General features: G+C 62.8%; 21 protein-coding genes. 9 read left to right on the top strand and 12 right to left on the bottom strand.

Going from position 1 to position 15,285, the window contains the following annotated elements:
- The first annotated feature begins 123 nt into the window (after nt 1-123).
- Complete coding sequence (gene gspI, locus KI243_RS17845; protein WP_212809571.1) at nt 124-549, top strand: type II secretion system minor pseudopilin GspI; 426 nt, start codon at nt 124-126, stop codon at nt 547-549.
- Here the strand turns inward: gspI and KI243_RS17850 are convergent.
- On the bottom strand, nt 509-940 hold the full coding sequence (locus KI243_RS17850) for a hypothetical protein (RefSeq protein ID WP_017126007.1): 432 nt from the start codon (nt 938-940) through the stop codon (nt 509-511). The genes gspI and KI243_RS17850 overlap by 41 nt on opposite strands.
- A 128-nt stretch (nt 941-1,068) precedes the next feature.
- Between KI243_RS17850 and gspH the strand changes: the two genes are divergently transcribed.
- Both gspH and KI243_RS17860 read left to right on the top strand, forming a co-directional pair.
- The gene (gspH, locus tag KI243_RS17855; RefSeq protein WP_177083039.1) at nt 1,069-1,524 is read left to right on the top strand and encodes a type II secretion system minor pseudopilin GspH; all 456 of its coding nucleotides are present in this window, start codon (nt 1,069-1,071) and stop codon (nt 1,522-1,524) included.
- Nucleotides 1,521-2,129 carry a prepilin-type N-terminal cleavage/methylation domain-containing protein gene (locus tag KI243_RS17860; protein WP_017126009.1) on the top strand — a complete coding sequence of 203 codons (609 nt, stop codon included), beginning with the start codon at nt 1,521-1,523 and terminating at the stop codon, nt 2,127-2,129. The genes gspH and KI243_RS17860 overlap by 4 nt, the downstream gene beginning before the upstream one ends.
- A gap of 168 nt (nt 2,130-2,297) precedes the next feature.
- Here the strand turns inward: KI243_RS17860 and KI243_RS17865 are convergent, their stop codons facing one another.
- From KI243_RS17865 to KI243_RS17880, 4 genes are all read right to left on the bottom strand, one after another.
- Nucleotides 2,298-3,248 (bottom strand): FecR family protein, encoded by a 951-nt coding sequence (locus KI243_RS17865; protein WP_177083041.1) that lies wholly within the window; start codon nt 3,246-3,248, stop codon nt 2,298-2,300.
- 37 nt (nt 3,249-3,285) lie between these two features.
- A complete protein-coding gene (locus KI243_RS17870) occupies nt 3,286-3,831 on the bottom strand; it encodes a sigma-70 family RNA polymerase sigma factor (protein ID WP_103032684.1) in 546 nt (181 codons plus the stop codon).
- Nucleotides 3,828-4,538, bottom strand: coding sequence for a TonB-dependent outer membrane receptor (locus KI243_RS17875; protein ID WP_244861735.1), 711 nt, complete (start codon nt 4,536-4,538; stop codon nt 3,828-3,830). The genes KI243_RS17870 and KI243_RS17875 overlap by 4 nt, the downstream gene beginning before the upstream one ends.
- A gap of 173 nt (nt 4,539-4,711) precedes the next feature.
- Nucleotides 4,712-5,176 (bottom strand): hypothetical protein, encoded by a 465-nt coding sequence (locus KI243_RS17880; protein WP_212809576.1) that lies wholly within the window; start codon nt 5,174-5,176, stop codon nt 4,712-4,714.
- 318 nt (nt 5,177-5,494) lie between these two features.
- Here KI243_RS17880 and KI243_RS17885 point away from each other — a divergent pair, with 318 nt between their 5' ends.
- Nucleotides 5,495-5,821 carry a hypothetical protein gene (locus KI243_RS17885; protein WP_017126014.1) on the top strand — a complete coding sequence of 109 codons (327 nt, stop codon included), beginning with the start codon at nt 5,495-5,497 and terminating at the stop codon, nt 5,819-5,821.
- A 14-nt stretch (nt 5,822-5,835) separates the two neighbouring features.
- On the opposite strand, the gene KI243_RS17890 is transcribed toward KI243_RS17885, so the two are convergent.
- Nucleotides 5,836-6,471, bottom strand: a complete 636-nt coding sequence (locus KI243_RS17890; RefSeq protein ID WP_017126015.1) for an NAD(P)H-dependent oxidoreductase — start codon at nt 6,469-6,471, stop codon at nt 5,836-5,838.
- Nucleotides 6,472-6,515: 44 nt separating this feature from the next.
- A complete protein-coding gene (locus KI243_RS17895) occupies nt 6,516-6,956 on the bottom strand; it encodes a carboxymuconolactone decarboxylase family protein (RefSeq protein WP_177061674.1) in 441 nt (146 codons plus the stop codon).
- Nucleotides 6,957-7,184: 228 nt separating this feature from the next.
- Between KI243_RS17895 and KI243_RS17900 the strand changes: the two genes are divergently transcribed.
- From KI243_RS17900 to KI243_RS17910, 3 genes are all read left to right on the top strand, one after another.
- Complete coding sequence (locus KI243_RS17900; RefSeq protein WP_178989715.1) at nt 7,185-7,460, top strand: putative quinol monooxygenase; 276 nt, start codon at nt 7,185-7,187, stop codon at nt 7,458-7,460.
- Between the two features lie 81 nt (nt 7,461-7,541).
- The gene (locus tag KI243_RS17905; RefSeq protein ID WP_017126018.1) at nt 7,542-7,961 is read left to right on the top strand and encodes a cupin domain-containing protein; all 420 of its coding nucleotides are present in this window, start codon (nt 7,542-7,544) and stop codon (nt 7,959-7,961) included.
- A gap of 137 nt (nt 7,962-8,098) precedes the next feature.
- Nucleotides 8,099-9,025 (top strand): transglycosylase SLT domain-containing protein, encoded by a 927-nt coding sequence (locus KI243_RS17910; protein WP_083875316.1) that lies wholly within the window; start codon nt 8,099-8,101, stop codon nt 9,023-9,025.
- A gap of 67 nt (nt 9,026-9,092) precedes the next feature.
- Here the strand turns inward: KI243_RS17910 and KI243_RS17915 are convergent, their stop codons facing one another.
- From KI243_RS17915 to KI243_RS17925, 3 genes are all read right to left on the bottom strand, one after another.
- Nucleotides 9,093-10,250, bottom strand: a complete 1,158-nt coding sequence (locus KI243_RS17915; RefSeq protein ID WP_212809578.1) for an NnrS family protein — start codon at nt 10,248-10,250, stop codon at nt 9,093-9,095.
- Nucleotides 10,247-10,498, bottom strand: a complete 252-nt coding sequence (locus KI243_RS17920) for a transmembrane sensor/regulator PpyR (RefSeq protein ID WP_177127486.1) — start codon at nt 10,496-10,498, stop codon at nt 10,247-10,249. The genes KI243_RS17915 and KI243_RS17920 overlap by 4 nt, the downstream gene beginning before the upstream one ends.
- 191 nt (nt 10,499-10,689) lie before the next feature.
- The gene (locus KI243_RS17925; RefSeq protein ID WP_212809580.1) at nt 10,690-11,784 is read right to left on the bottom strand and encodes an NmrA family NAD(P)-binding protein; all 1,095 of its coding nucleotides are present in this window, start codon (nt 11,782-11,784) and stop codon (nt 10,690-10,692) included.
- A 244-nt stretch (nt 11,785-12,028) separates the two neighbouring features.
- Between KI243_RS17925 and KI243_RS17930 the strand changes: the two genes are divergently transcribed.
- Both KI243_RS17930 and KI243_RS17935 read left to right on the top strand, forming a co-directional pair.
- The gene (locus KI243_RS17930) at nt 12,029-12,559 is read left to right on the top strand and encodes a helix-turn-helix domain-containing protein (protein ID WP_212809582.1); all 531 of its coding nucleotides are present in this window, start codon (nt 12,029-12,031) and stop codon (nt 12,557-12,559) included.
- Between the two features lie 183 nt (nt 12,560-12,742).
- The gene (locus KI243_RS17935; protein WP_017126025.1) at nt 12,743-13,180 is read left to right on the top strand and encodes a hypothetical protein; all 438 of its coding nucleotides are present in this window, start codon (nt 12,743-12,745) and stop codon (nt 13,178-13,180) included.
- A 138-nt stretch (nt 13,181-13,318) separates the two neighbouring features.
- On the opposite strand, the gene dctM is transcribed toward KI243_RS17935, so the two are convergent.
- Nucleotides 13,319-14,602, bottom strand: coding sequence for a C4-dicarboxylate TRAP transporter large permease protein DctM (gene dctM, locus KI243_RS17940; protein WP_017126026.1), 1,284 nt, complete (start codon nt 14,600-14,602; stop codon nt 13,319-13,321).
- On the bottom strand, nt 14,602-15,240 hold the full coding sequence (locus KI243_RS17945; RefSeq protein WP_017126027.1) for a TRAP transporter small permease: 639 nt from the start codon (nt 15,238-15,240) through the stop codon (nt 14,602-14,604). The genes dctM and KI243_RS17945 overlap by 1 nt, the downstream gene beginning before the upstream one ends.
- Nucleotides 15,241-15,285 lie beyond the last annotated feature (45 nt).

A 15,285-nucleotide genomic window follows, 5' to 3' on the forward strand; every position in this document is an offset into this window, starting at 1 on the left:
ACTCAGCGCAGCACGACCTACGCCCGCAGACAGCCCCGGGAGAAAAAGCTCGGGAGCTTTGGTCAGCAAGCGGTCAAACAAGCGCGATAGGCTCCTGCCTCGGTTTCCCGTTCCGAGACGCCCATGCAACGCCCTTCCCGCCAACGCGGCTTTACCCTGATCGAAGTGCTAGTGGCCCTGGCAATCATTGCCGTGGCGATGGCCGCGGCGATCCGCGTGGCCGGTCTGATGACCCAGAGCAACGGCCTGTTGCGCGACCGTTCCATGGCCCTGCTGGCGGCACAGAGTCGCCTGGCCGAGCTACGCCTGGAGGGCCGCCTGCCCCTTGGGCGCAAATCCTTTGAATGCGATCAGGGCCGCATGGCCCTGCGCTGCGACCAGACCATCGGGCCGGGGGACGGTCCGCGGCTGTTCAGGGTCGAGGTCCTGGTGCTCGATCGACGCCACGAGGCGCCGCCGCTGGCGCGGCTGGAGACCCTGTTGAGTCCGCCGCCGGCGGTGTCGGACCTCAGGGTCGGGTCAGTTTCGGCAGGAACGGCGCCTCGCTGAGACGGGTCACGGTCAGGTGCAGTTTTTCCGTGCCACGCTCGATCAGAATGCCGTCGCCCTCGATTGCCAGCAGCTTCACCCCCTGCCCCAGGCGCTCGCCGGCCAGAAAGCTGCGGGGCGGACCGTCGTTCAGGCTGAGAATCGCCACCGCGCCGCGCACGCCGGCCATCACTCCGGAAACCTTGATATCGAGCTGCGCCGGCTGATTGGAAAACCACTGCAGCGCCGGATTGTCACTGCGCGCGACCGCGCCCGGCGACTGGCCCTCGGGCACCTGGGACACGGCCGGGGTCAGCAGCAGCGTCGTCCAGACCACCGCGCCCGCCAGGGCCGCGAGCAGGCCCACCGATTGGACAATCTGGGGCTGGGAAAAACGCGGGGTCCATTGCATCGTCGAGGCTCCTTTTCCGTGGGTGATCCGAAACCTTTTCAGCCTAACAGGCAATTCTCACGTTTTTATTTCACACGCCCATCATCTTTGCCGCGCAGCATGCAAGGAGACTCAAGGAGCCTTGTCGAATGGATGCCCCATACCCTGCCCAGGCGGGTTTTACCCTGATCGAACTGATGGTCGTGCTGGTGATCATCGGCATCGCCAGCGCGGCCATCAGCCTGAGCATCAAGCCCGATCCGCTGCAATTGCTGCGCAAGGACGCCGAGCGCCTGGCCCAGGCCCTGCAGGTGGCCCAGGCCGAAGCCCGCGCCGATGGTCGGCCGATCCGCTGGCTGAGCGACGCCAGGGGCTATCGCTTCAGTCGCGCGGATATCCAGGGCGGCCTCGAACAATTCAACGGCGACCCGCAACTGCGCCCGACCCGCTGGCAAAGCACACCGATGCAGGTGCAACTCGACCGTGGCAAGAGCCTGGTGCTGGACGCCGAATGGATCGCACCACCGCTACGCGTCTCGCTTTCCGACGGCCAGCACAGCATCGGCGTGGTGCGCGCTGCCAATGGCGAGATTCGCGTGCAATGAAGCGCCAGGCCGGCTTTACCCTGATCGAAGTGATGATCGCGATCATGCTCATGGCGGTGGTCAGCATCATTGCCTGGCGTGGCCTGGACAGCGTCAATCGCGCCGACGAACACCTCAAGGCCAGCGCCGGACAGACCCGTCAACTGCTGGCGGCGCTGGGCCAACTGGAGCGTGACGTGGCCTTGCGTGCCGGTATCGAACTGGTGGAACCGCCGATTGCCGACAAGGAGCCGCCACCGTCGCAGGCACCCGCAGCCCTGACGGTACGCAGCCCGGAGGGCAAGGGCTTTCGCCTCGACCTGATTCGCACGGCCGCGGAACAGGACGGCAGCCTGCAGCGGGTGCGCTGGTGGTTGCAAGGCGGCACGCTGTATCGAGCGGTGGCGCCTGCCCGTACGCGCTTCCCGTTGCCGGCGCCCAAGGACGGCGTGGCGGTACTGGAGCAGGTGACGTCGATGGAACTGCGGGTATGGCAGCCCGGCAAGGGCTGGCGGCGACTGACCGGCACTCAGCAGGACAACCCGACGGGACTGGAGATCAGCCTGGTGCGCAATACACCGCAAGGGCTGGAGCGCTATCGGCAGGTGCTGGGGCCGCTGGAGTAAACTCGGGAATGGGTGGCAAACCTTGAGAGCCCTTTCGCGGGCAAGCCCGCTCCCACAAGGGAACACGGGTGAATCAGGGATTTTCAGGGGCGCGAGCCCCCGCAATGGGAGTTTTAACCGTGGGAGCGGGCTTGCCCGCGAAGAGGCCCCACAGGCACTACAAGAACATCAACTGAGCAACACCACCCCGCCCGGCAATTCGGTGCACTTGGCACCGTAGGCATCGCGGATCAGCAAGGCCACGCCCGCCAGTTGATCGAGACTGAAACGCGCCTGCACCTTGCGCTTGCCCAGCTCGCTGTTGAGCAACACCAGCATGCCCGGCCGGTAGCGGTTGATCTCGCTGATCACGCTGGCCAGGGTAGCGTCGTTGAACACCAGCATCTTGTTGCGCCAGGCGATCACCGCCGACGGATCGGCATTCTGCAGCTCGCCGACCTGATGGGCGTCGTACACCAGTTGGCGACCGCTCTCCAGACGGAACCGGCGCCCCTGCACGTCGACCGTCAACAGGCCTTCGATACAGGTGACGCAGACGCTCTGGTCGAGATTGCGCAGGTTGAACCGCGCCCGTTCCGCCGTCAGCAGGCCGCTGCCGGCCTGGACCTTGACCGGCGCCTGGGTCCGCGCCAGCACTTCCACTTCACCGCTGACCAGTTCGATCTGCGAGTCACCGTTGACCGAAGGCAGGCGATTGATCCGGGTCTGGGTATTGAGCTCCAGGCTGATGCCATCGGCCAGGTCGACCCGCCGTTGCTCGCCGACCTCGGTGGTGTAGTCGGCGCCCAGGCCGGAGAAACCGCCCGGCACCGTGGCGCGCACCAGGAAAAAAGCCGCCGACGCGGCAATCGCCCCGCCGAGAAACGCCCGGCGCCCGAAATGTCGGGCCCGCGGCGGATGCTGCAACTGTTCGAGGGCCGGCTTGAGGGACTGCCACAACACCTTGGCCTGTTCAAAGGCCCGGGCATGCTCGGGGCTTTGTTCGCACCATTGGCGCAGGGCGCGCGCATCGGCGCCGGTGGCCTGGCCGGAGGTCAGAAGAATCAGCCAATCCTGGGCTTCGCTCTGCAATCGGGCGGTCTGGCCGCCCGGCAATTCGGTGATGGAAGTCGTGTTCAAGCGCACAGGTACTCACGAAGATTTCGCTGATGTATTACTAAGACGGTTTTCCCGCCCCGGGACCGAACCGCTGAATCACTTTTCTTTCCAGGCGGGCCGCGCAATGGCCCAGCGCGGCCTTCAACTCCTTCTCGACCATGCGCGTGGAGATGCCGAAACGCTGGGAGATCTCCAGGTGCGGCGCCTCTTCCAGGCGGGCGGCGATAAAGATCCGCCGGCGCCGCGGGGGCAATTCATACAAGGCCTTGAGCAGCGACTGGATTTCCTTCTGGCCCCCCACCACCCGCTCCGGGTCGAGGGCTTCGTCGCTGAGCTGCAACAGTTCCTCCACTTCCTCGCCGGTCAGCAACCGGGCATCGGCCTGGCGCCGGTCCGCGGCGATATTCAGGGCCATGCGGTACAAATAGGCATTGGGTTGGGTCAGGTTCAGCGGTGCCTCCATGCGGTCGACCCGCAGGTAGGTTTCATGCAGGACGTCATTGGCCAGATCCTCCGAACCCAGGCGGCGCCGCAGGCGCACCTTGAAGTCGTCGTAGGAGGTCAGGAACAACCGGACCATCGGACTGTGCCCGATATTCTTCATACTCCGGCGGCTCCTTTGCGTTCTGTGCAATCCATGCTTGTTCCTGCTGAATCCGGCATTAAAAGTAGGGTCACGGGCTGGCGCAGCGACGACGGTGCCGGACGCTCTACCCGGACCGTGCGCAAGCGCTCCACCAGCGCCCCGTCGCGCTGAACATCTCCGGTCGAACTGACCAGGCGGCTGTGCTGCAACTCGCCGCCCTGGCCGATCCACACCTGCAACACCGCCCGGTAGGTCCCCGGCCGGGTCAACGGCAAGGCACACAGCGCCTGCTCAATCGCCAGCTGGATCGCCCGGGCATAACTGCTGGCCAGTGCCGCTCCCTTGCTGCCGCCAGGATCCCGGGGCGACGGTACATCGCTGACCTGCGCCACCTGCAAGGTAAAGGCATCGGCCCGGGCATAACGCGCCATCAGTCCGCTGCCGGTGAGCAACAGGCTCAAGGCCTCGCTGGCGCGATAACGCCCGTGAACCGCCAGCGAACGCCGTGCGCGGGTCAGGTCGCGATCCACCAGCACTGCCATCCCGGTCTGGCGACTGAAGGAATCCAGTGCGCCAGCCAGGTCCTGGGCGGCAATATCCAGTTCGACGCGGGCCTGGGGATCGACCATGAGCGGCTCGGCGGCCAGGCAGGCGGACAACCCGCCACCGACCAGCCAGGCCAGGACGACGGTCACCAGGCTCAAGCGAAAAAACGACAGACGCATGGCCACGGATCGAAGTCCCTGCACTGCTGACGTGTCCCTCAAAACCGCTATCCTGAGGGCTGTTTATGAACCTGTTGTTACGGCGTCTCGGGTGGCCGTTGCGGTTTGCCGATATCCGAAGCACGGCAAAGTGCCGAGGTTACTGCCCCTGCCGATGCCTGGTGGATGTATCGTCAATTTTGTCCCTTGATTTCAAATCGATGAACCGCAACCCGATAGGCCAGGTTTTCGACTGGATGGGTTTCAAATCTGAAGTGGCCCGCCAGGTACAATTCTGGCGCGCGATTGACCAGTACGAACTCGCCACTCTTGACGGGGTAGGTCTTGATTGCACCTTCATTATTCGGTTGCGTTGCGTAGAGGACGTTTTTTATTTTTTCGCTGGGAAGGGGGTAGGTGCCCGACGGCAGGTCCGCTTCAGACAGGGTGAATTCCAGTTTACGCCTACCCGTACCCGCGTCACCGATATCCACCAGTACGCGAGTGCCGCCCGATACGACTGTGCCCCGATACATTGACGTGGTCTCAAAATCCAGGCTGATGCCCAAGGAGGTGAGCGTACCGACCAGTTCCCCGGTGGTTGCCTGCGGTGTATTCGCCGCGCTTTCTCCCGTTTCAAAATCCTCGATGTCTGCCATGTGGATTCACCCTTGCGTTTAAATCGTGAAAATGCGGATTTTCAGTCCTGGCTGATGTGCAGGGGAAAGAGCCCACGACTTTGCACGTCGGACCGATAAATCAGTCTCTACCTACCTGGAGAGTGATGCCTACTGTCAGAAATGACAGTTCGAAGGACCTTTGATCGGAAACCGGCCGTGGAGCCGGTGTCATCGGCAGGGCCTGGACAGGCTATCTGGCATTCGGCTACTGCAAAAAAACCATCACCCAACCGGTGCGGCCTTTGCACTAGACTCAGGGCTCCAGGACCCCACTTCGGGGTCGGCCAGGAGGGCCTTATGAAGTACCTGTCGAGTTGTGCCTGCATCCTTCTGCTCGCCGCCGGTGTATCCGGCCCGGGCCAGGCCGCGGAGGCCACGCCGGTCGGCTGCGTCGAAGTCAGTGTCGGTGGCTACAAGGCGCCGGACTACAACTGCCTGAGTCAGCAGATGAGCAGCCCGGAGAGTGCCGAAGCCAATCAGAAAAACCAGGAAGCCCTGAAGGCCGGCATCAGCAAAAAAGCGCCGAACCAGGTCGGCCTGGCCACCCCGGCGGCGACCAGTATCCGCATGGGCAATACCTTCGGTACCTCGGTAAAGCCACAGCGGCCGCCATCGGGGCAGTAGGCCCGGCGACCTGATCAGGCGGCCTGCAGCGCCCACTGCCGGGCCACGACCGCCAGCTCTGCCTTGGCCCGCTCCAGGGCTTCAAGACGAGCCTCGGCATCGGAAAACTGCAATGGCTGCGCGTCGACGAACTGCGGGTCCCGCACACCGATAAAGGCAAACGCCGCTTTCAGCGCCGGGGTCAGCGCATCCATCCAGGCCATGGGATTGCCCGGCCGCAGGTCGGCGCCGCGACTGGTCAGGAACAGCACCTTCTGCCGGGTCAACTGGCCGACGATGCCTTCCGGGGTATTCAGGTAGGTCAGTTCGGTACGGGTGATGCTGTCGATAAAGGCCTTGAAGGTCGAAGGCATCGACCAGTTGTACATCGGCATCGCGAACAGACAAGCATCGGCCGCCATGACCCGCTTGCACAGGGCATCGGAGGACGCCAGCGTCTGCTTCATCGCCTCCGTGCGAGCCTGCGGATGGGTATAGGTCGCCACCGCGAATGCCTCGGTGACATGGGGCGGGGTTTCGACGCTCAGGTCCAGGTAATCGACTTCCAGCTCGACCCCCAGCTCGCGCAACTGCTCGATAAAGTGCCGGGACAACGCCCGGGAGTTGGACCATTCACCTTTCGCGCTGGCGTCGACGTGCATCAGTTTCATTGCAGATAACCTCTTTGGTACAGATGTAAGAGAAGAAGGTGACTTCAGACCGCCAGCGGTTGGCGAAACGCCACGGCCAGGCGGTTCCAGCAATTGATCGCGGCAATCGCCATGCTCAGGTCCACCAGTTCGCGCTCGCTGAACTGCAGGCGGGCCTGGGCATACAACTCGTCACTGACCGGATCGTGGGCCAGCAGGGTCAGGGCCTCGCTCCAGGCCAGCGCGGCCTGCTCGCGGGCGCTGTACAGCGGCGAGTCGCGCCAGGCCGGGATGCCGTACAGGCGCCGTTCGCTCTCGCCCCCGCCGCGGGCCTCCTGGCTGTGCAGGTCGGCGCAGAACGCGCAATGGTTGAGTTGCGAGACCCGCAGCTTCACCAGGTCCAGCAGCGGCTTTTCGATGGACAGGCCGAAGGTGGCCTCTTCCAGCAACAGCAACCCCTTGAGAGCCTGGGGTGACGCGGTATAGAAATCCAGGCGTGGCTCCAAGGCGCGACTCCCTCGTGGTTCGTTGACGTGATTCAGTGACGCCCAGCCTAAGGCCCGGACGCCAAATGACGGATAGCCAATCCCGGCTTTTTTGCGGAGGCCAACTGCGCCTCCGGATTGGCCCGTGGGATTTGCCGGGAATTGGCTATAGGTCCGGCCGGCCCCGCGCCCTACTCTTTGTCGACACCGCCCTGCCGTCGGGTCGGCCGTCACACAGGAGAATCCAGAATGCCCGCTCACGTGATCAACATTGTCCGGTTCAAGGCGGTCCCGGGGCATAGCGAAGCGCTCGGACAGCAGTTGAACGCCCTGGTCGAAACACTGCGCTCGGCACCCGGCTGCCTGGACTATTCGGTGGTGTGCGGCGCTGAGGCGGGCGACTGGACCGTGACCGGGCACTGGCACTCTCCCGCGGCGCTGCAAGCGCATTTCCAGTTGCCGGCGTTGCAGGGCTTTATCGACCTGCTGGGCAGCCTGGCTTGCGGCATCGATTTCCAGCACTGAGCGCTTGATTTCCGAGTGCCTGATTTCCGAGCGCTCAGGTCATGAGCGCTCCAGCATTCACTTCCCACGCGAGAACACATCATGAAAACCCTGAAGTTCGTCACCTCGACCCTGATCGCCGCGACCCTGCTCGCCAGCACCGGCGCCTTTGCCCATGAAGCCGGTTCCAGTCAGGAAAAGATCACCGTGCTGCAGGAACACCCGCTGCTCAATGCGCCGGGCAAGAAAGCCATGATGCTGACGGTCGACTACCTGCCGGGACAGTCCTCGATTGCCCACAAGCACCAGGGCACGGCCATGGCCTATGTGCTGGAAGGCGAGATCACCTCCCAGGTCAAGGGTGAACAGGCGATCACCTACAAGGCCGGGCAATCCTGGTACGAACCGGCCGGCTCCGAACACCTGGTATCGAAGAACGCCAGCGACAAGAAGCCCGCCAGGTTGCTGGTGTTCATGTTCATGGACGAGAAGGACGCGGTGCTGATTCCGCTGAATCAGTAAGGAACCTGATTCACGCTCCCGACCACTCACCGATACGCAAGCGGTATTTCTACAGGCTCTGACCTCGTTCCGATGAGCCTTTCAGATCCGCTTGCGTGACGGGTATCTCACCACTGCGATAACAAGGGAGCACACATATGTCGTTATCCGTAAATGGAGGATCTGCGTTCATTCCGCAGAACCTCACGCCACACGAACACTCCGCAACGGCTGGCCACAACGGACAGAACAACCTTGCCGCCTCCTTGCTGTTCGGCAGTGGCAACGGTGGTGCGGTGAACTTTGCCCCGCCCTCGTCGCGAATCGAGGGCACACATGACGCCTCACACGCCTCGGCAGCCCATAACCGCTCGGTGCAATCGCCCGGCAACGAGGGCGAAGCCGGTGGCATGGACGAAGTCATCAAGCTGCTGCAGTCCCTGTTGCAAGCCTTGATGAAAATGATGGGCGGTAGCAACGCGGACGATAGCGACAGCGACTCGGACAAAGCCGGGGGCGCTGCCGGAGCCGGCAACAGCCGTCCATCAGGCAGCGGCGCTTCGCCCGCGCCGCAGAACCTCGCGGCTCAACCCGGCAACAGCCCGCAGAAAGCGCAAGGTGCCGACGGCGCCGCCAGTACGGCCGATGTCGGCAACGCCCCCAAAGGCATGCCCCAGAGCCTCTGGAAAGATTGCGTGGAGTCCGGCAAGAAATTCGGCGTCGATCCCTACGTGCTGGCGGCGCAGTCGAAGCAGGAAAGCAACTTCGGCAAGGATCTTTCCGGCCCCAGCGGCGGCGACGGCGTCATGCAGGTGGAACCGAGCACACGGGCCGCCTACGCCAGCCAGTTCCAGGAAAAGACCGGGCACGCCTACAACCATGGCAGCCAGTCGGATCAGGTGGCAATGGCCGCGCTGATCATGGGCAGCAAAGGGGGCGACACGACCTCCCAACTGCAGAAGTACAACGGCGGTGATAACTGGAAGCCGGGCGCGACGGACTCCTATGGCCGGGTGATCAAGGCCGACGAGTACGCCGCCAGTGTAGAAAAGATTGCCCAGCAGTTGCGCAACAACGTAGCTTGAGGATGCCCGCCGTCCTATAGGTTAGGTCCTGCCGGCATTTCGAGCCCGTTGAAGTGCCGGCGTGGCGCTACGCCCGGGACGCGATCCGTGGCTGCAGCAGCATGCCCGTGTAATGGATCAGGAACAGCGCGAACGACAGGCTCCAGAGCGCTGCGGCGATCCCCAGGCCGAGATCGAGGAACGGCACCAGGACAATGCGGCACAGCGCCCCCAGTTGCAACGCGGCAAATGCCCAGCCCAGCGCCCGAGGCGGCTGCAGGGCACGTCCGGTATGCCCCAGGCTGACCCGGGCGATCATCGCCAGGATCATCCCACCGATACCGCCAACCGCCAGGCCATGACTGACCAGGCTCTGTTGCACCAGCAAGCCCAGATGCCAGGCGGCCATGCCCAGCGTGGCCATCAACAGCCAGCCATAGGCCAGGTACAGCGACCAGAGCAGCGGCACCCGCCAGAGTCCGCGATCATGCCAGCGCCACAGGCGCAGGCCATGCAACCCAGCCAACGGCAGGTAGAGCGCCGCCAACCATGGATGGGCAGACTCGCCGAGACCACAGGCCGTCAACAAGGCCACCAGCAACGTGCCGAACAACAGCACCTTGTCCTCATGGGCCAGGGCCACGAACGGCACGCTGCTACCGAGCCCGCGCTGGATGAAGAACGGTATGACCCGCCCGCCGATCACGCTCATCAGGGCGGCAACCAACCATATTCCGGCCAGTACCCCACGACGCTGCAAGCCGTCGTCCTGCTGCACGATGCCCCACAGCGTCAGTCCCTGACAGACAGCCAACAAGCCCAGCACCGCGACAATGGGATAGTTGTTGCGCTTCTTCGCCGCCAGCAACTGCTGCCCGAGCAACCAGGCCAGCATGGGCAGGAACGGCAGTTGCAGGGCAATCACCCAGGTACCGGGCAGCGGCAACCACCAGGTGATACGCGCCAACGACCAGAGCGCGAACAAGCCGATCAACGGCCAGCCATGGGTACCGGGGCCTCCGGTCCAGTTGGGCACGGCGGTCAGCAGAAAGCCCGCAATCAGCGCGCTGGCGAAACCGAACGGCATCTCGTGCCGGTGCCAGGCCAGTCCGCCGGCGAACGGCTGCCAGTCGCCGAAACCGCCGTACAGCCAGACACCCCAGCCCGCCAGGGCGATACAGGCGAACAGCGCCCCACCGAGAAAGAATGGTCGAAAGCCCAGGCTCCAGAGCGGTAGCGACTTCATGCCATTTGCAGCCGCTGGCCGGCAAGACCCAACTGGCGCTGGGCGAGCAGGCGCATCACATAGCCGATCTTCAACAGGGTCGGGCCGAGAATCACCATGGCGTGCATCGACACCAGCACCGGCAGGCCGAGATGACCGTCGTAGAGGTAGGCACCATAGATGCCCAGGCTTAAGAGGAGCAGCCCGAGGACAAGGATACGAGTGGACAGGTGCAGGACATTCAGCGGGGATTCGAGAAAGGCGAACATGACATGGCACTCCCGGTGCAGTTCAGTGACACCTGAACTGCATCACGAATCGTGCCAGCCATATAATCAATTAAAATCAAACAGTTATAGGCATACAAGTCAATTTGACCACAACCAAAGCATAGTCATAAAGACACGCAAAGAGGTCACTATGACTCTACCCGTTCGGCCGCCGCGACCGAATCCGGCGATTACAAGCGACCCTGCCGCTTGTCCTCGGCCAGCTTGAGCAGCGGTGGCGCGGTGTACAGGTTTTCCGGCTGGAGCCGTTCCCAGAGGCCGCCCTTGCCCAAAGCCCTGCCCGCCTGATCTTCGCGCTGGAGCCATTGCTCGACGCTCTTGATGCGGTTGGGATGGATTTCATCCAGCAGCGCGTAGTCGCGCTCGACGATTCCATGCTTCCAGACATTCCAGAAGCCGGTGAAGTTGTCGCGGAAACTCATGGTGCTTTTGTCGTTGGGATCGGCGTTGTAACCGGCAGGCAACTGGGCGGCCATCTTCAGCGGACCGTTCCAGTAGGTTTCCAGCTCCGTGTCGATGTAGCGCGCCGGATGCCCGGTGACCTTCTCGAACGCCGCGGCCAGGGCGTGATAGTCGACATGTTCGATGGCAACCTCCAGGTTCATGCCGTTCGCCCGCTGCTGATTGTCGAACAACCAGCGGGCGTAATACCCGCAGTCCTCGAGTGCTACATGGGGTATGGCACCGGTGCCGAGCGGCACCCGCCAGGTCACCACACCGTCTTCTACCGAAGGCGTCATGGGTGTCATCGCCGAGATCGCCATTTCCATGTAGGGCCCCGTGGTGAACACGGCCGCCCCCATCCGGTCCCTGTTGAGCTGGTTCTGGAACAGGATCCACTCACCGATTCGCCCCTTGCCGTCGTAGTGACCGGTCCGGAACCTGGAGTCATAACCGGCCTTCTTGAGCGCGTAGTCGAGATTGCCGTAGACGAAGAAGCGGACGCCTTCTTCGATGGCGATCTCATAGCTGCGGATGGCCCAGTAGATCTCGGTCTTCTCGCCGGTGTTGAACCCGTCGATGTTGATATAGGCGCCGTCGCACCCGCGAAAGCCTTCCCGCAGGGTGGCCTCATCGGCAAACGTGCCCTCGAGGATCGAAACATTACCCAGCGCGAGCAAGGCCTTGGCCCGACGCGAGTTGGCATCGCGACTGAGGGCCCGGACGGTGTACTTACCGTCGGCGACCAGGGCACGGATGACAGGCAAGCCCTGGGCACCGGTACCGCCGACAACAAAGATCCTGGAAGGGGTTTGGGAAGGCATCGATATCTCCTTGAACATGACGAAAAGGGGCATCCGGGCATTCGCGGCGAGGGTTTCATCGGTAACGGCCCAAGTCGATCTTATAATAAGAGTTACTAGATGAACAAGCACCCTTTCTGCTCGAAGAAACTCGAACACGATCCACGTCCTGGGCCGGCATGCCTGTGTCGGCACCGCGAATCAGTTAGACTCTTATGAAGAGAGTGATGCACCGAACCTCCCCTGCCCCCCGAGGAAATGACTTATGCGTTCGAAAGGTTTCGACGGAATGGTATGTCCGATCGCCGGCGTGATGGCCGCGATCGGTGATCGCTGGGGCCTGCTCATCCTGCGCGATCTGGTTCTCGGTCTCAGCCGCTATGACGACTTTCGCCAGTCATCCGGCGTGACCAACGCGACGCTCAGCGACCGCCTCAAGCACCTTGAGGCTCACGATCTGGTCGAGCGGCAGCGTTACCAGACGAATCCCGAGCGCTTCGAATATCTGCTGACCGCAAAGGGCCGGCAGATCGCCGTGATCCTGCCGATACTCGCGCAGATCGGCGATCGCCTGGGAGTCTCGGGCGCTTCGACACCGCCGCTGAAGGTCGTGAATCGAAAGACCGGGGGCGATGTGGGGTGGAGTTTCATCGACCAGGATACCGGCGAGCCCATCAGCCCCAGGGACCTGGCTATCGAGGCAGGCCCGGGAGCGGACGAACTGATCCGCTGGAGGCTGTCCCATGCCGAACGCCGCCACAAGGTCGACGACACGCCGCTCTCGCCAAGCGTTTGACCCGTGGAGCCCGGCCGGTTTCCGACCGGCGGCCTTTTGAACTGTCATTTCTGACAGTAGCCCTTGCGCCGGAACGGGAAGAAGCTGGGCTTCTCGGCTCGAAGCAGAAAAAACACTTCGCCGTTCTTCAGACATGAGCCGGGCATCAACATCATCAATATTTCAATTGAAGGGTGAAACGACATGTCTGACTTCCAGAACGCCAAGCACAAAAAGGGCTCCGCCAAGGCAGAAGGCGTCATGATCGGGGTGATCGAAAATCTGTTTGTAAGCGACGAAAAGAACTTTGTCGCTGACGATGTCTTTCGCGACACGCAAGGAACACGCATCCTCGGCGTCATGCTGGAGGGGGGTGTCCGGCACTCGGTAAGCTTCACACTCGGCAACGGACAACTGCCACCGGGTGAGTATGAGTTTCCCGGCGACGAAGTGGATCACATCTACTACATGATGGTGCAGCCAGGTTTTCCCGAGCTGATCTACCGGGCCGAACGCGCCAGATTGACCATCAGGGAAAACGACTCGAGGCCCTACATCTCGGGCGACTTGATCTTCGATACCGAAACGGTTGATTCCTTTCATTATCAGGTAAGGATCAACAATTTCGAAATCACCGGGTAACTCCGAAAGCCCGGTAATACAGCTGTCGCAAAACGCAACCTTGCGCCATGCCTGTCGGCATACCAGGCAAAATCGCCGCCAGCAGAGCCTGGCACTCTGCTGGCGGCGGTTTCGATCAGCCGATAAAGCGCGACTCTCTCACGGCATCCCCAACCAGTGCGGCAGGGCCAGCGAGATGATCGGCACGTAGGTCACCAGGATCAGGAACGCCAGCAGGATCATCAGCCACGGCAGCGCCGCGCGGATGGTCTGGCCGAGGGTCAGGCCGGTCACCGCCGAGGTCACGAACAGGTTCAGGCCCACCGGTGGATGCACCAGGCCGATCTCCATGTTGACCACCATGACGATGCCCAGGTGGATCGGGTCGATGCCCAGCTTCATGGCGATCGGGAAGAAGATCGGCGCAAGGATCAGCACGATGGCCGACGGCTCCATGAAGCTGCCCGCCACCAGCAGCACGACGTTGACCATCAGCAGGAAGCCGATGGGCGTCAGGCCTTCGGAGATCACCCAGTTGGTGATCTGTTGCGGGATCTGCTCGGTGGTCAGCACGTGGGCGAAGAGGATCGCGTTGGCGATGATGAACATCAGCATGATCGCCAGGCGACCGGACTCCATCAGCACTTTCGGGCAATCGCGGATCTTCATGTCCTTGTAGATGAACAGCGCGACAAACGCCGAATACACCGCCGCCACTGCCGCCGCTTCGGTCGGGGTGAACAGGCCGCTGTAGATCCCGCCCAGGATGATCACCAGCAACAGCAGGCCCCAGAACGCCCGGCGCGCCGCCGACAGCCATTCACGGAAGGTCGCCCGCGGTTGCGCCGGCAGCTTCTTGATGCGCGCGACGATATAGATCGCGACCATCAGCATCAGGCCCAGCAGCAGCCCGGGAATCACCCCGGCCATGAACAGCTTGCCCACCGAGGTTTCGGTCGCCGCCGAGTACACCACCATCACGATCGACGGCGGAATCAGGATACCCAGGGTGCCGGCGTTGCAGATGATCCCGGCGCCGAATTCCTTCGGGTAACCGGAACGCACCATGCCCGCCACGGCAATCGACCCCACCGCCGCCACGGTCGCCGGCGACGAACCGGACAAGGCCGCGAACAGCATGCACGCCAGCACCGCGGCAATCGCCAGGCCGCCGCGAATATGCCCGACGCAGGCGTTGGCAAAATCGATCAGGCGCTTGGCCACGCCGCCGGTGGTCATGAAGGCCCCGGACAGCAGGAAGAACGGAATCGCCAGGAAGGTGTAGGCGTCGGAGGTTTCGAACAGCTTGATCGCCAGGGAACTGAGGGAGTCCTGGCTGAAGATCAGGATCGATACCGCCCCGGACAGGCCCAGGGAAATCGCGATGGGCACCCCGAGGAACATGAAGGTGAACAACAGCAGGAACAGACAGAGTACGGCCATCAGTGCTGCTCCTTGTGCTCGCCGGCAAGCTTGCTGGCTTCGCCGGCTTCATCGGCCAGGCCGAGACCGCTCTGGCGACGGGTAAAGATGCGATAGAAGATTTCCAGGTAGCGGATCAGCACCAGGGCAAAGCCGATGGGCACGATCACCACGATGTAGCCGACCTTGACCCCGAACTGATCGAGGTCCTCGGCACCGATACCGGCAGTGAGGACCGCGCTCAGCCACTTGTAGCTGGCCACCATGAACAACCCGGCGTAAGCCAGGCAGCAGGTGCAGGCCAGCAGCGCCAGGTAGCGTTGCACCGGGCGCGGGGTGAGCTTGACCAGCGCATCCACGCCGAGGTGACCGGCGGTGCGCACGCCATAGGAGATACCGAAGAAGATCAGCCAGCCGAACATGGCCTTGGTCAGCGCCACGCTCCAGGTCATGTCCTGGGCCACGGTCATGGTCGCGTCGCCCAGGGTGTTGAAGAAGCCGCTGCTCCAGGCCCAGCGGTCGGCCAGGCTGAAGAACAGGGTGTAGACGTTGTTGGCCATCACGTAGACGAAAGTCACCAACGTCATGGCGGCCAGGAGAAAGGCGATCAGGCCTTCCTCGAAATGTTCCCAGATGCGTCGCAAGGATTGCGCTTGCATGGACAGGACTCCGCGAGAGAGAAAAGGAGGTACCGGGCGTGAGCC

Origin of the sequence: Pseudomonas sp. Ost2 (genome assembly GCF_018326065.1) — a bacterium.
GTDB lineage: Bacteria > Pseudomonadota > Gammaproteobacteria > Pseudomonadales > Pseudomonadaceae > Aquipseudomonas > Aquipseudomonas gingeri.

Excerpts from the sequence above, each read along its gene's own strand:
- KI243_RS17870 (WP_103032684.1), bottom strand. The coding sequence starts at position 3,831 with ATGAAGAATATCGGGCACAGTCCGATGGTCCGGTTGTTCCTGACCTCC.
- gspH (WP_177083039.1), top strand. The coding sequence starts at position 1,069 with ATGGATGCCCCATACCCTGCCCAGGCGGGTTTTACCCTGATCGAACTG.
- KI243_RS17875 (WP_244861735.1), bottom strand. The coding sequence starts at position 4,538 with ATGCGTCTGTCGTTTTTTCGCTTGAGCCTGGTGACCGTCGTCCTGGCC.
- KI243_RS17850 (WP_017126007.1), bottom strand. The coding sequence starts at position 940 with ATGCAATGGACCCCGCGTTTTTCCCAGCCCCAGATTGTCCAATCGGTG.
- KI243_RS17910 (WP_083875316.1), top strand. The coding sequence starts at position 8,099 with ATGTCGTTATCCGTAAATGGAGGATCTGCGTTCATTCCGCAGAACCTC.
- KI243_RS17890 (WP_017126015.1), bottom strand. The coding sequence starts at position 6,471 with ATGAAACTGATGCACGTCGACGCCAGCGCGAAAGGTGAATGGTCCAAC.
- dctM (WP_017126026.1), bottom strand. The coding sequence starts at position 14,602 with ATGGCCGTACTCTGTCTGTTCCTGCTGTTGTTCACCTTCATGTTCCTC.
- KI243_RS17885 (WP_017126014.1), top strand. The coding sequence starts at position 5,495 with ATGAAGTACCTGTCGAGTTGTGCCTGCATCCTTCTGCTCGCCGCCGGT.
- KI243_RS17945 (WP_017126027.1), bottom strand. The coding sequence starts at position 15,240 with ATGCAAGCGCAATCCTTGCGACGCATCTGGGAACATTTCGAGGAAGGC.
- KI243_RS17920 (WP_177127486.1), bottom strand. The coding sequence starts at position 10,498 with ATGTTCGCCTTTCTCGAATCCCCGCTGAATGTCCTGCACCTGTCCACT.
- gspI (WP_212809571.1), top strand. The coding sequence starts at position 124 with ATGCAACGCCCTTCCCGCCAACGCGGCTTTACCCTGATCGAAGTGCTA.
- KI243_RS17905 (WP_017126018.1), top strand. The coding sequence starts at position 7,542 with ATGAAAACCCTGAAGTTCGTCACCTCGACCCTGATCGCCGCGACCCTG.
- KI243_RS17935 (WP_017126025.1), top strand. The coding sequence starts at position 12,743 with ATGTCTGACTTCCAGAACGCCAAGCACAAAAAGGGCTCCGCCAAGGCA.
- KI243_RS17915 (WP_212809578.1), bottom strand. The coding sequence starts at position 10,250 with ATGAAGTCGCTACCGCTCTGGAGCCTGGGCTTTCGACCATTCTTTCTC.
- KI243_RS17880 (WP_212809576.1), bottom strand. The coding sequence starts at position 5,176 with ATGGCAGACATCGAGGATTTTGAAACGGGAGAAAGCGCGGCGAATACA.
- KI243_RS17930 (WP_212809582.1), top strand. The coding sequence starts at position 12,029 with ATGCGTTCGAAAGGTTTCGACGGAATGGTATGTCCGATCGCCGGCGTG.
- KI243_RS17925 (WP_212809580.1), bottom strand. The coding sequence starts at position 11,784 with ATGCCTTCCCAAACCCCTTCCAGGATCTTTGTTGTCGGCGGTACCGGT.
- KI243_RS17900 (WP_178989715.1), top strand. The coding sequence starts at position 7,185 with ATGCCCGCTCACGTGATCAACATTGTCCGGTTCAAGGCGGTCCCGGGG.
- KI243_RS17860 (WP_017126009.1), top strand. The coding sequence starts at position 1,521 with ATGAAGCGCCAGGCCGGCTTTACCCTGATCGAAGTGATGATCGCGATC.